This window comes from Fulvivirga maritima, from assembly GCF_021389955.1.
Classification (GTDB): Bacteria; Bacteroidota; Bacteroidia; order Cytophagales; family Cyclobacteriaceae; genus Fulvivirga; species Fulvivirga maritima.
On sequence record NZ_CP089980.1, the window covers coordinates 1,631,568 to 1,645,361 of the forward strand.

Sequence of the window (13,794 nt, forward strand, 5' to 3'; positions counted from 1 at the left end):
TTTTTATACTTATTGAAGCCCTTCTACCGGCTTTTTATTGATATTATACCAATCTATGTTTCTTGAAAAATACATAACACAAGCTAAAGCTACGAACAATCCTACGCTACCTACCAGCAAGGCAAAATCTTGAAGCTGAAGAATGATATAGATAAAGAAGTAAATAACAGAGAGCAACACTGTAGTAATGGCTGTAATTTTAATTTGCTTAAATACTGCTGAAATATAGATGGATATGAGCGCTACTACCGCTACACTGGAGATAAGGTAAGCTACATTAAAACCAGTATGCTCAGAAAAGGAGAGCAATAGACTATAAAAAAGCACTATAGCCAAACCTACTAATACATACTGAAAAGGATGGAATCTTTTCTTGTTAAGTATTTCCACCAGAAAAAATATAGCGAATGTAAAAGCTATAATCAGCATAGCGTATTTAGCTGACCGCATATTCTTTTGATAATCATCTACCGGCAATAATAAATTTACCCCAAAAGAAGCCGCATTCACTTTATAGGCATCATTTATCCACTGTTGAGGGAAGTTTCTGTTAAGAGAAAAGATCTTCCATTTAGCATCAAAGCCATCATCGGTCACTTCCCTTTCACTGGGCAGGAAGTTACCCATAAAACTAGGATCTGCCCAAGGCGACTCTAGTGCCACGGTAGTACTTTTACCTAAAGGGATAAAACTCAGGCTCTCGTTTCCATTTAAATCTAAAGTGAAATTAAAAGTATGTTTCTCGTCTGTAGAATCTGACAGTGCCACCCGAGAAGTTATACCTGAACTAACAATATCATAATCAGCCAAGCCGCCTTCAACAGGAAGCTTACGCTTATCCCACAAAACATCTACCTGCTCTTTTACGCCTGACATATCAGGTATTCCTATTGAAAGATAGGCGTCATCCCAAAGGATATCATCATTATTAACATTCCACATAGAAAAGTCAGGCTTAGAAAAGATACCTGAGAAGTTAAGCTTGGTATTATATAGCACCACTTCATAGATCCCCCTTTTTAACTTGTTAGGAGTAACTACGCCATTAATATCAAGGTCTTCTGGTAAGAAATGAGCTCTTTTTATTTCATATTTCACCTCTCCATCACTCTTATAATACTTCTTGTATGGCACTGTGAGGTATGGACCCGTAAGCTCCTGCATTCCACCCCATTTAGAGCTCACTTCTTTCACTGCTTCCGTTCTATTAAACTGTCTTTCATAAATTAATGACTCTATGCTACTTGCCGGTATAAGCAAAAGCAAGGCAATAACAGTAATAGTAATGACCTTTAAAATAATGGAATTCTTAATGCCACTATTTATCCTTTCCAATGTGTTGTTTTCTGATTGTTCCATAGATTTATCCTTTTTAAAAGTACTTTGAAATACAAAGTACAGGGGTAAAAAAATTTATTTTGATTGTTCCTTTATCAATTTTTCCAATGCATCTAAGTGCTCAGCAAAAGCCTTCTTTCCTGCTTTAGTAATCATATATGAGGTATTAGGCTTTCTGCCAATAAATGACTTTTGCACCTCTATAAACTGCTCCTTTTCCAGAGCCTTCAAGTGACTGGCCAGGTTGCCGTCTGTCACCCCTAGCAACTCTCTTAGCTCATTAAAACTCACCGATTCGTTTACCGCCAAAGCGGACATAACACCGAGCCGGGTTCTGTTTTCAAATGCCTTATGTAGATTATTTAAATAACTTTTCACCGCTCGTATTTAAAATACATTACTGCACCATAAATTATGTGCAACACCCCAAAACCAATAGTCCAAAAAAGCAGCCCATAACCAATAAAATAGCAGCTTGCCAAGCCCAGCAATATTTCTAACAAGCCCAACTGTCGGATATCAGAGTAAGTATATTTACTACCATTAACCAAGGCCAGACCATAAAAAATGAGGGTAGCCGGAGCTAAGAGACCAATGGCTCCTTTAAAAAACATGATCAGTACAAATATGCCACCGGTTGCCAGCGGTATTCCAAAATTAATGAGCATACGCCGGGCAGTAGCATCCCACATTTTCTGATCATTTTTCTTTGCCCTTCTGTATGACAACAAAAAGCCAGTACCTACCGCCATAACCAAGGTAGCCACTGCCACCAGTAATAACTTTATTACATTGCCAGATAGCTTTTGATAGGCCAAAGACTCGTAAATAATCTCATCTGAGAAATAAAATATTTGATAAGATATATAGGCAGCAATTAATGCATATACCCCTGCCAGCACACCAGAAAGGCCACTTAACGCCATAAAGCGAGATGACTTTTCCATCATACTCCTGATCTCAAATATATCTTGACTATAATTCTTTTCTGCTGTTGCCTTATCTTTATCCATTTCAATATAATTTACAACGCCACAAATAAATAGAAAGTACTTTGAATTACAAAGTAATTATATAATTATTAACCACCAACTTAACACCCCTTTCATTGTTAGGGAAATATTGATTTTATTAGTACATGGAAATATTTAACTCATACACAGCCATTATTACCATTTCGATCATAGTAATAATGTCTTATTTTTTTAACATCATCTCCAAGAAAACCAATATACCCAGTGTATTATTGTTAATTCTTTCCGGGGTGCTGATTAAACTGGGACTCAATTACTTTGACATCCCCACCGGGCAAGTCATGTTTCACATACTCGAGATCTTGGGTATAGTAGGGTTAATTATGATTGTGCTGGAAGCTTCGCTAGACCTGGAACTGACCTGGGAGAAGTGGCCGCTCATTTGGAAATCATTCGCCGTTGCTTTCATCGCTCTTTTAGTTTGTTCATTTATTATTTCCTATCTGCTTCAGATTCTTGTAGGCGTTTCCTTCATTACCGGACTTTTATATGCTATTCCGCTAGCTATTATGAGTAGTGCCATAGTAATACCTTCTGTAGGTGAACTTACTGATGATAAAAAGGAATTTATGGTATATGAAAGCACTTTTTCTGATATACTAGGAATAATGTATTTCTACTTCCTTACGGGAAACCTCAATAACGACAATGTAAATTCTGTAGTGTGGGATGTGTTTTCAAACATCTTCATCACCATAGTACTTTCTATTATTATCAGCTATGCTCTAGTGCTTATTTTCCAAAAAGTACAGACTCAGGTAAAACTGTTCTTACTGATAGCTGTATTACTGCTGTTATATTCCATTGGTAAGCAGTTTCACCTATCATCATTACTGATCATACTTATATTTGGGCTGGTACTAAATAACCATAAAGTATTCTTTAGAGGCAAACTTCGAAAGCTTCTTCACACACCATCTTTAGGCAGTATTTTAAGAAACTTTCACTTGGTCACTTTAGAGTCGGCCTTTGTAGTAAGAACATTCTTCTTCGTAATATTCGGTATTACTATTGATTTAAATTCTTTACTTAATCTGAATGTACTACTCATCAGTGCTGGTATTATTGTAGTGATTCTGGGGGTCAGAGGCTTGGCTCTATGGCTGTTTAAAGGAAAGAATCTCATGCCTGAAATTCTCATTGCTCCTCGTGGGCTTATCACCATTCTGCTCTTCTTTGATATACCTACAGAATTTCAAAGTGATAATTTTAATTCAGGGATATTGCTTTACACCATACTTATAACCAGTGTAGTAATGGCCATTTCGCTGATATCTACAGGCAAGCATATAGAGCCCGTGGAAGCTGTAAAAATGGCCTATTGGAAGGAAGTAGATAAACAAATTGATTCCATACCAGAACAAGACAAAAATAAATCGGTTGAAAAGAAAAAAGAAGAAGCCGAAAATGACAATTCAGAACCTGAACAAAAACTAAATGAATAAAACTGCAGTAAGAATTATAGCTGGCATACTCATCATGCTGATGCTAGTATGGCTACTGGCCGATACTTTAGGCTGGTATTAAAAAAAACGGGGCTGTCTCAAAAGTAGATTTGAACTTACTTTTGAGACAGCCCCGTACTGAGTGGTACTTAAACTTGAATTAAAGTTTCTTATTAGCTTTGTCTATTTTAGCTTGCAAAGCATCAGTATCTGCATAGAAATCTTTTTGCTTTAATAATTTCATGCTATTTACATATGAAGTAATTGCTTTTTCATACAACTTGTAACTCATATAATAATCACCTGCTACTTCATGGGCAAACGCACTTTCTTTAATCTGCAGTGAGGTATCTAACCATTGTTTCGCTTCTTTTAAGTTCACTCCTTTTTTGAAACACATCTCAGCAGATTCTGCTAATGTATACCAATCATCTGGAGCAGCTTTACTTACTGCCTCTCTTGCTTTCTCTGTGGTTTTATCAGGGCTGGCAGCCATAACAGATACTGACATCATAAATACTGCGATTAAAGCTAAAGCGGAAGTTTGGATTAAAGTTTTCATAATTCTAAAAATTTGAGTTTTTGATTTAATGTTGTTGTCTTCCCTTATTACCAGCATCGTGCCAAACTATAAAAAAGGCTGTAAATCAGCTATTTACAAATAAACTGACTTACAGCCCCTCAAATTATTGATCACAGACAATACAGCCTATGTTCACTTTCGTGCAGATAACCTTTTATTTTTTATACCGTATGGCTATTTCACTTTTTTTGCCAGGTCATCAATAATCACTTCAGCATGCACTCTAGAATTCTCGATAAACCATTTATTAGTTTTTAAACCTCCACACACCACTCCGGCTAAGTAGATGTTTTCCACATTACTCTCCTGAGTCTGGTCATTGTATTTAGGCGTATTAAACTGATCATCCTGAAATTCTATACCCATAGCTTCCATAAATGAGAAGTTAGGCTTATACCCCGTCATTGCCATTACGTAATCATTCTCCAGCGTTTTTGGTCCATCAGGAGTCATGATATCTACCTCATAAGGTCTTATCTCTGTTATCTGAGAATTAAAATATGACTTGATAGATTTTTCTGCTATCCTATTTTCTATATCAGGCCTCACCCAATATTTTACAGTATCTAAAATGCCAGACTCACGCACCACCATGGTAACATCAGCTCCTTTACGATATGTCTCCAGAGCCACATCTACAGCAGAGTTAGCAGCTCCTACCACTATAATTTTCTGCCCTATATATGGGTGAGGTTCCTTATAATAGTGCATTACTTTAGGCAGGTCTTCGCCAGGAACATTCATTAAATAGGGAATATCATAAAAGCCAGTAGCCAGTATTATGGCCTTACTTGTATAAGTACCCTTTGCAGTAGTAATGGTGAAAATACCATCTTCACCTTTAACAGTAGTTTTTACTTCTTCATAGAGTTTTACATTAAGCTCATAGTTCATGGTCACTCTTCTGTAATACTCTAAAGCTTCAAATCTATTTGGTTTATTCAAATGAGAAACAAAAGGCACTCCTCCTATCTCCAACTTCTCAGAGGTAGAAAAAAAGGTCATACCCAGTGGGTAATTAAACACTGAATTTACAAGGCACCCTTTATCAATAATTACATATTCCAACCCAGCTTTTTTAGCTTCTATACCACAAGCCAAACCTATGGGGCCGGCACCTATTATCAAAACATCATACATTTTGTAACTATTTAAATTTCTCAAAGTATTCTTAATAACAATATTAGGTCAAAAAACTCAATTTAAATGGAAAAAGCGGCAGAAATGGCCGCTTTTCTTCTTTTACAATTTGTATATTAGACCTATGATAAATATACAAAGAGCCGATTCATCACACATAGACACTATTATTGATTTCCAGAAAAAAATGGCCTGGCAAACTGAAGAGCTGGAGCTAGATACTGACACTTTACAAAAAGGAGTATCTGCCGTTTTTGATGATCCCACCAAAGGTCAATATTATGTGGCCATTAATGAAGAAGAAGTAATTGGCTGCCTGCTGGTAACGCCTGAGTGGAGCGAGTGGAGAAATGGCACGGTACTTTGGATACAATCTGTATATGTTATAAAAGAATACCGCAAGCAAGGTGTATTTAAGCAAATGTATAATTACCTCAAAGCCAAAGTAATAGCAGACGAAAAACTTATGGGATTAAGGTTGTATGTAGAAAAAACCAACCTCCCCGCCCAAAAAGTATACGAGGCCATAGGAATGAACGGAGATCATTATCATTTCTTTGAATGGATGAAAACCTTTTAGTATATTACAAGTATGACAATACCCCGTAGATGGACACTTACTAAGTGTTGTGGCTTTACTTTTAAATACGAAATTCAAAAAAAAGTGCCTCCTGCCAACGAATAAGCAGTTCTCTGTGTCTTAACCTAAACCTTTGGATTGAGAATAGTCACAACACACGCCCAAAAACCATCTACATACACTATTTTTTAACTACCTAATAACAGCTATTATAAACCATGAAAAGAAAAATTGCCATTTATCTATTTTTTACGGCTATAATCACCGTTGCCTGCCACTCTTCTAAAAATGACAATTGCATAGATGAGAAAAAAAATTAACACTGAAGCCATGTGTACAAAAGAATACATGCCTGTATGCGGCTGTAACGGACAAACTTATGGCAATAAATGTGAGGCTAAAGCAGCAGGACTCACTTCCTGGACAGACGGCGCCTGCCCAGAGAAACCATCAAAGTGATAAAATAATCTCTTTTCTGCTAAAAGAAATAAACCATACTCCTAGCAGACTATCACCTTCTACTATGGGAGCCGAGTATAAAAGATCTTCACCGTCTTTCTGCACGTTGTCACCTAGCTGAGAAGGATGGGCTGCTACATACTTATAGGCGTCCCATATACTTTTTTGCGTTTCGTTGAGGTCTGGCTCACCTACGTTATTCACACGTTTCACGGTACATTTACAGGCAGAAACTACTTCTGTAAGTGCCACTGAATCACTGTTTAATGATGAGAGAATAGTCCTGCCATCATCAAGCGCTTTTTCAAATATGGATTCTTCTGAAATCTTTTTTATGGCGCGTTCATTCATTTCATTATGTAGCGCCTTTCTTTCCTCATTAGAAAGATTACCTCCACAGCTTGCCGCCATAATGATCAGACCTAAAAGTATAATTCCTCTACTCATTTAGTACGTATTGGTGAATATTTCTCAAAGCTACAACATAATCGTGCTGTTTTGTTAATTTTGTTGTAAGAATAACATAATCCTTATGATTGAAAAGTTAGAAGAGATAAAGCATCGATTTGAAGAAGTGAGCCAACTCATAGTGCAGCCAGACGCTATGGCCGATATGAAAAAGTACTCACAGCTAAACAAGGAGTATAAAGATCTCGACAAGATTGTAAAGAAATATGAGGAGTATAAAGATATACTCTCCAACATAGATAACGCTAAGGAGGTCATTAAAACTGAAAAAGATGAAGAGTTCAGAGACATGGCCAAAATGGAGTTGGATGAGCTTCAGCCTCAGAAAGAAGAGTTGGAAGAAGAGCTCAAACAGCTGCTAATACCTAAAGATCCTAATGATGATAAGGATGCTATTCTTGAGATCAGAGCCGGTACAGGAGGTGACGAAGCCGCCATATTTGCTGGTGATCTTTTTAGAATGTACCAAAGATTTTGTGAGAAAAAAGGCCTTAACCTTACCGTATTAGAGCTTACTGAAGGCACAAGCGGTGGGTATAAAGAAATAGTAAGCATTGTTTCCGGAGAAAACGCCTTTGGCACCCTTAAATTTGAATCTGGCGTGCACCGTGTACAAAGAGTGCCACAAACAGAAACTCAGGGGCGCGTACATACTTCAGCAGCTACTGTAGCCGTTTTACCTGAAATGGATGAAGTAGAAGTAGAAATAGACATGAATGATGTAAGAAAAGACACTTTCTGTTCTTCAGGACCTGGAGGTCAGTCAGTAAACACTACTTACTCAGCGGTGCGCCTTACGCACATGCCTACAGGCATAGTAGTTTCTTGTCAGGATCAAAAATCTCAAATCAAAAACTTCGAAAAGGCACTTAAAGTATTAAGGTCAAGAATATATGAAATAGAGCTGACCAAGCATAATGATGCTGTAGGAGCTCAAAGGAAATCCATGGTTGGTAGCGGTGACCGTTCTGATAAAATTAGAACTTACAACTATCCTCAAAGTAGGGTGACTGACCACCGTATTAACTACAGCCAGCATAACTTACCTTCAGTAATGGATGGAGAAATAGAAGAATTTATAGAGCAACTCCATTTGGCTGAAAGTGCTGAAAAAATGAAAGAAGGAGCATAAAATATTATCATTTGAAATACATTCTGCCGGTTTTATGTCTATTCATTACCATTTGGGCCTGTAAGCCCGAAGAGGAAAAATTTACTTATGATAGTGACGCAGCACTGCGGTTCTCTGCCGATACAGTGCTATTTGACACTATCTTCTCCTCAGTAGGTAGTGTTACCAAGCGCTTTAAAGTATATAACAATAACAAAAACGCCGTAAACATAGAAAGCATAGCGCTGGCAGATGAATCTTCTCCTTATACTATTTATGTAAATGGAAGAGCAGCATCACGCTTCTCTGACACCCGACTGCTAGGCGAGGACAGCCTGCTGGTACTAGTAGAAGTTACAATAGACCCAAATGATCAGGACCTGCCTTTTATAGTGGCTGATGAAATAGTTTTTAATACTAATGGAAATACGCAAGATATAAAGCTGGTCTCCTGGGGGCAGGATGCTAATTTCATTAACGGAACCGCTGTGCTTTGCGATGAGGTATGGACCTCTGATAGGCCCTACGTCATATATAATTCGGTAATTGTAGATTCTCTGTGCAAGCTTACCATAGAAGCAGGCACCAAAATCTACTCTCATAACTCCAGCTACATACTGGTACAGGGCACCATTACCGCAGAAGGTACTGCTGAAGAAAGAATATCTTTTACTAATGACAGGCTGGATTATGAAGATGTGCCGGGCCAATGGGGCGGTATAGTATTTTTGCCAGGCAGCAAAGATAATTCTATCACCTATGCTGATATCAGAAATGCCGAAGTAGGCATCTACCTGGGCACCCCTGATGATGATGACATACCAGACCTGATCCTTGGCAACTGTACTATTGAAAACATAGGTGGATTAGCCGAAAACCCTATAACTGGCGGACTGGTAGCTCCAGGATATGGTGTTTTAGCCATTACCTCAGACCTGTACATGTACAATACGCTAATTAATAACTGCGCAGTAAATGTGTTAGGAAATTATGCCGGAGGAAATTATGTGTACGACCATTGCACCTTTGCTAACTATTCTTTTGACTTTTTCAGGGAAGATCCTGCCGTGGTTTTTTCTAATAACCTTCAACTACTGGCCGATAGCTTATTGGTAGATGACCTAAGCATTCAGCTCTCTAACAGTATCATCTGGGGTAGTGCACGAGATGAAATAGTAATAAGCAGTGAAAATAGCAAAAGCTTTGAACTAGGCATGTCTAACAATATCATTCGTACCAGTTTGCAGGAATTTAACACCAGCAATAACATTATAAACGAGGATCCGCGCTTTGTTAATCCAGGCAATTATAATTACCATCTTGACACGCTTTCTGTAGCTAAAGATGCCGGCGTAAACCTTGGCCTAAGCACAGATCATGATGGTAACAGCAGAGATGCTAATCCGGATATAGGCGCTTTTGAAAGAACAGAAAATTAGAACCATGAAATTCTACCAAACAGAACTTTCCCTTCCTGCATTTTCAAGAGGCTTTCACCTCATCACCTCAAAAATAGAAGATGCCTTACCTGAAATAGGCAATATTGAAGCAGGCATGCTACAGGTGTTCATTAAGCACACCTCAGCCAGCCTTAGTATTAATGAAAACGCAGACCCTACTGTAAGGGAAGACTTCGAAAGCCATTTCAATAAGATGGTACCAGAAAATGCTCCTTACTATAAGCACACACTGGAAGGATCTGACGATATGCCAGCTCACATAAAAAGCTCGCTGCTGGGCAGCTCTGTAAATATTCCTATTACCCAAGGCTCTCTTAACCTGGGCACATGGCAAGGCATTTACCTTTGCGAACACCGTGATTACGGAGGCAGAAGGAGGGTGGTTATCAGTGCTTTTGGCAGCTAAAACGCCTAGCTTTTACCCTTGAAAAAATAACCTGATTTTGTAACTTATAAAATAATTACTTGTTAGGTTCTTTATGACTAAAGCGGTAAGCACACTGGTTATAGTCCTTTTTTGTCTAAGCGGGCTATCAGGTATTCAGGCACAGGATATAGAGCATAAGGTATTTTTGCTCGGAAACATTGCAGACATTGACAACAAAGAAGCCTTTGCTTCTGATTTCATCAAAACACTTAATAACACCTCCACTCCTTACACTATTCTTGTAGATGGAGACATCATACATTCTGACCCTACAGAAGAAAGCACTCAGGATTTAAAAAAACTTTTCACCAGTCTCAACAAAGCCTCTAAAGGAAAAATAATTATAGTGCCCGGAGATCGTGATTGGGATGACTCTGGCAAAGACGGATGGAAAGCCGTTAAAAAGCTGGAAAAAATAGTAAAAGACTGGGATCTGGATAAAGTAAAATGGCCTAATGATGACGCTTGTCCCGGACCTGAAGATATAGAGCTGAGCTCAGACTTACTGCTTATAACTATAGATACGCAATGGTGGAACCATCCTTACCGCAAAACCACACCAGCTGATGCCGATTGTAAAATCTCTACTACCGGAGATTACCTGGAAGAGTTTACAGACTTACTTAATGAAAACCCCAACAAAAATATTCTTGTTGCCGGCCACCACCCTTTGCATTCTATGGGCCATTATGGCGGTCGGTTTAATCTCAAAGACTGGCTATGGCCGGTTCCTATAGCTAAAGGATTTGTCACTTCTTACCGTCAGAATATTGGCCGGTCTATAGACTTGTCTAATGAAAATTACAGCCCCTTTGCCTATACCATGACGCAGGTTTTAAGAGACTATAATTCAATAATATATGCCTCTACTCATGAAAAAAATCAACAGATCATGAGGGCTAAAGATAATATTTATATCAATAGCGGAGCACTCGGCACTTCTGATTACCTGCCCCAAAACCCTCCTATCCGCTTCGGATCAGAAGAAAAGGGCTTTCTGGTTATTAACTATTTTACTAATGGAAAGGTCACTTCTGATTTCATGACTTTAAATTCTCAAAAAGCCTCTAAAGAAATTCCGCTTTTTGAATCATTATGCACCCAAAGCAATGACTCTACTGCACTCATTAACCACCGTGGCTCTCCCTGTAAAGAAGAAGTGGAGCTTCCGAGCCAAAGGAAAGATACTGCTCAATATGTAATGCGAGTAGCAGGACCTGAATACAGAAAAGATATCATATACAAACTCTTCTTTGGTCAGCACTATCGTAGCAGCTGGCTCACCCCCGTAAAAGTGCCTTATCTTCATCTGGACACTACCTTTCAAGGACTGAAACCTTATGCAGTAGGTGGCGGAAGACAAACTACTTCTTTAAAACTAAAAGGAGGTAATGGAAAAGAATACACTTTCAGGTCTGTTAATAAAAATCCTATTAAAGCACTTCCTTATGAGCTGCGAGAAACTATTGTAAGTAATGTACTGCGAGACCAAACCACTACCGAGCAGCCCTACGGAGCTATGGCTTCCAGTATTATGCTCGATGAAATAGGCATATTACACCCTCGCCCAACTCTTTATGTTTTGCCAGAAAGTCCTGAGCTAGGTAAATTCAGTGAAAAATATACGCACTTACTCGGTATGCTCGAAGAGAAGCCTATTAATCCTGATAAAGTGGAAATAGTATTTGGCAATGGAGATGATGTGAAGCACTCTCTGCAAATGTTTAGAGACTTATATGAAGACAATGATAATCATATAGCTACCGATGAGTTTATAAAAGCCCGTGTATTTGATATTCTGGTAGGTGACTGGGGTAAACATGAAGGCAACTGGAAGTGGATCGGCTATGATCAGGAAAAGGGAACCCTCTACCGGCCTGTACCAAGAGATAGAGATCATGTTTTTTCTAAATGGGATGGTATATTACCATGGCTGGCCGACCGGGAGTGGGCCAAACCCAGTGGAGATAATTTTGATTATGAAATAAAAGGCCTTCGAAGCCTCATGTGGCAGGCTCGTCATATGGATAAAGCCTTGGCCAACGAGTCATCTAAACAAGACTGGATAGCAGCGGCTAATGATATTCAAAATAAAATTACTGATGACATCATACACAAAGCGGTGCTTAATATGCCTCCTGAAATTTATAATCCGGATGGTAAAGAAATAGAAGATAAGCTAAAAGCCAGAATAAAAGACCTTGACAAGTACGCCGTAGAATACTACCTCATGCTAGCCAAAGAAGTAGATATTGTCGGTTCTGAAAAACATGAATATTTCGATGTAGTAAGAAAAGAAGACGGAAGTGTTGATGTAACCGTGTATAAAATGTTGAAAGACGGAGAAAAGACCAAAATCATATACCACCGCCTTTTCTACCCTGAAGAAACCAATGAAATCCGCCTCTTCGGATTAGCTGATGAAGATGTTTTCAAAATTTCAGGCCAGAGTGAAAAACCATCTATTCTAATAAGAGTGATCCCCGGACCTGGAGATGATACTATTGAAGATACCTCCTCTGCGCCTAACATAAGCAAACAGACCATAGTATATGATTCTAATGGCCAACAAAATTATGCTTTGGGCACGGAAGGAAAAATGTCAAAATCAAAAAATCCTGATGCATATATTTATAACCGTACAGCTTTTAAGTATGACACATACTTTCCTGTAGCCTATCTATCTTACAATGCTGACAATGGCGTTTCTTTCAATGCAGGAATACGCTTTACACAGCAAAAATATGGCAAGCCAGACTTTAGCAGCACACATTTCATCAGTGCTTCTGCCACTACTATTGGTAACCTTGGCTTTAAATATGAAGGCCGATGGAAATACACCTTCGGCAAATGGGATACTTATTTAGATGCAGAAGCAGGCGTTCCTCATAAAATCAACTATTATTTCGGACGCGGAAATGACACTGACAAGACCGATGATCTGATGGACGCAGATTATTATGATGTTCAATACAATACATATAATGCCAGCGCTGGGTTAGAAAGAGATTTCCTTAAGTTTAGCAGCATTAAAATAGGAATAGGTTACGAACATAATAGTGAGCAGCTGAAAAACAACAGCATTTACTATGCTAATACTGAAAATATTCCTCTTCCCGCTAGTGATGACCAAAGCTTTTTTACTTCTCAGGCACAGCTCAATCTGGATTTCAGAGACAGGCCAAACCTCTCTTTAAGAGGAATGCGTTTTTACCTAGACTATAAAAACGGCAACTACCTTAATAATTCGGGTTACGATAATTTTGGCCTGGCCTATGCCTCGCTGGAGCAGTTTATGTCTAACTACTGGCAAAACCCACTCACCCTGGGTCTGAAAATAGGAGGCTCCACATCTTTTGGCGATATACCCTTTTATAACCTCAAATATCTGGGGCAAAATAATGACTTGAGGGGCTTTAGAAGGAACCGTTTCACGGGTGAGTCAACCGCCTTTGTTAACAGCGAAGTAAGACTGCAACTTTTTCAAAGGCGAACACACATTTTACCTATCAAAGTGGGCCTTCGTGGCTTTGTAGATAGCGGACGTGTATTTGATGACCTGGACGTGTCAAATAAGTGGCATACAGGCTATGGAATGGGTTTTTACCTGGTTCCGTTACAAGAAAAATTCACCCTCAACCTATCCGTTGCCTTCTCTGAAGAAGAATCCGGACTGATATTATTCAGCTTGGGTAATGTTTTTAACTGAGGCTTTGAATACCAAGCCAAAATTGCCGTTTTTTGCAGCA

Annotated in this window: 13 protein-coding genes; 7 read left to right on the plus strand and 6 right to left on the minus strand. The window is 38.7% G+C overall.

The features are described from left to right. Positions 1-9: 9 nt before the first annotated feature. The 3 genes from creD to LVD15_RS06875 are packed head-to-tail and all read right to left on the minus strand — an operon-like array spanning position 10 to position 2,351. Entirely contained in the window at positions 10-1,359 is a 1,350-nt protein-coding gene (gene creD / locus LVD15_RS06865) for a cell envelope integrity protein CreD (RefSeq protein WP_233779557.1), read from the minus strand. A 54-nt stretch (positions 1,360-1,413) separates the two neighbouring features. Continuing rightward, a complete protein-coding gene (locus LVD15_RS06870; protein WP_233779558.1) occupies positions 1,414-1,716 on the minus strand; it encodes a winged helix-turn-helix domain-containing protein in 303 nt (100 codons plus the stop codon). Beyond that, entirely contained in the window at positions 1,713-2,351 is a 639-nt protein-coding gene (locus LVD15_RS06875) for a hypothetical protein (RefSeq protein WP_233779559.1), read from the minus strand. The genes LVD15_RS06870 and LVD15_RS06875 overlap by 4 nt, the downstream gene beginning before the upstream one ends. Before the next feature lie 125 nt (positions 2,352-2,476). Here LVD15_RS06875 and LVD15_RS06880 point away from each other — a divergent pair, with 125 nt between their 5' ends. Further along, complete coding sequence (locus LVD15_RS06880) at positions 2,477-3,817, plus strand: cation:proton antiporter domain-containing protein (RefSeq protein WP_233779560.1); 1,341 nt, start codon at positions 2,477-2,479, stop codon at positions 3,815-3,817. A 160-nt stretch (positions 3,818-3,977) separates the two neighbouring features. On the opposite strand, the gene LVD15_RS06885 is transcribed toward LVD15_RS06880, so the two are convergent. Continuing rightward, positions 3,978-4,379, minus strand: coding sequence for a hypothetical protein (locus LVD15_RS06885; RefSeq protein WP_233779561.1), 402 nt, complete (start codon positions 4,377-4,379; stop codon positions 3,978-3,980). A 195-nt stretch (positions 4,380-4,574) separates the two neighbouring features. Next, positions 4,575-5,540: a YpdA family putative bacillithiol disulfide reductase gene (locus tag LVD15_RS06890; protein WP_233779562.1), complete on the minus strand. Its 966-nt coding sequence runs from the start codon at positions 5,538-5,540 to the stop codon at positions 4,575-4,577. Positions 5,541-5,664: 124 nt separating this feature from the next. On the opposite strand from LVD15_RS06890, the gene LVD15_RS06895 reads away from it, so the two are divergent. Both LVD15_RS06895 and LVD15_RS27085 read left to right on the plus strand, forming a co-directional pair. Next, positions 5,665-6,120, plus strand: a complete 456-nt coding sequence (locus LVD15_RS06895) for a GNAT family N-acetyltransferase (RefSeq protein WP_233779563.1) — start codon at positions 5,665-5,667, stop codon at positions 6,118-6,120. A gap of 303 nt (positions 6,121-6,423) precedes the next feature. Continuing rightward, a complete protein-coding gene (locus LVD15_RS27085) occupies positions 6,424-6,579 on the plus strand; it encodes a Kazal-type serine protease inhibitor family protein (protein ID WP_306416880.1) in 156 nt (51 codons plus the stop codon). Here the strand turns inward: LVD15_RS27085 and LVD15_RS06905 are convergent. After that, positions 6,571-7,026 carry a hypothetical protein gene (locus LVD15_RS06905; protein ID WP_233779564.1) on the minus strand — a complete coding sequence of 152 codons (456 nt, stop codon included), beginning with the start codon at positions 7,024-7,026 and terminating at the stop codon, positions 6,571-6,573. The two genes, LVD15_RS27085 and LVD15_RS06905, sit on opposite strands and share 9 nt — an antisense overlap. 85 nt (positions 7,027-7,111) lie before the next feature. Here LVD15_RS06905 and prfA point away from each other — a divergent pair, with 85 nt between their 5' ends. The 4 genes from prfA to LVD15_RS06925 all read left to right on the plus strand — a co-directional run bounded on the left by prfA (position 7,112) and on the right by LVD15_RS06925 (position 13,754). Continuing rightward, positions 7,112-8,179, plus strand: a complete 1,068-nt coding sequence (gene prfA / locus LVD15_RS06910; RefSeq protein WP_233779565.1) for a peptide chain release factor 1 — start codon at positions 7,112-7,114, stop codon at positions 8,177-8,179. Between the two features lie 11 nt (positions 8,180-8,190). Beyond that, a complete protein-coding gene (locus LVD15_RS06915) occupies positions 8,191-9,597 on the plus strand; it encodes a beta-helix domain-containing protein (RefSeq protein ID WP_233779566.1) in 1,407 nt (468 codons plus the stop codon). Between the two features lie 4 nt (positions 9,598-9,601). Beyond that, positions 9,602-10,024 carry a secondary thiamine-phosphate synthase enzyme YjbQ gene (locus LVD15_RS06920; protein WP_233779567.1) on the plus strand — a complete coding sequence of 141 codons (423 nt, stop codon included), beginning with the start codon at positions 9,602-9,604 and terminating at the stop codon, positions 10,022-10,024. Between the two features lie 73 nt (positions 10,025-10,097). After that, positions 10,098-13,754, plus strand: a complete 3,657-nt coding sequence (locus LVD15_RS06925) for a BamA/TamA family outer membrane protein (protein WP_233779568.1) — start codon at positions 10,098-10,100, stop codon at positions 13,752-13,754. The last annotated feature ends 40 nt before the right edge of the window (positions 13,755-13,794 follow it).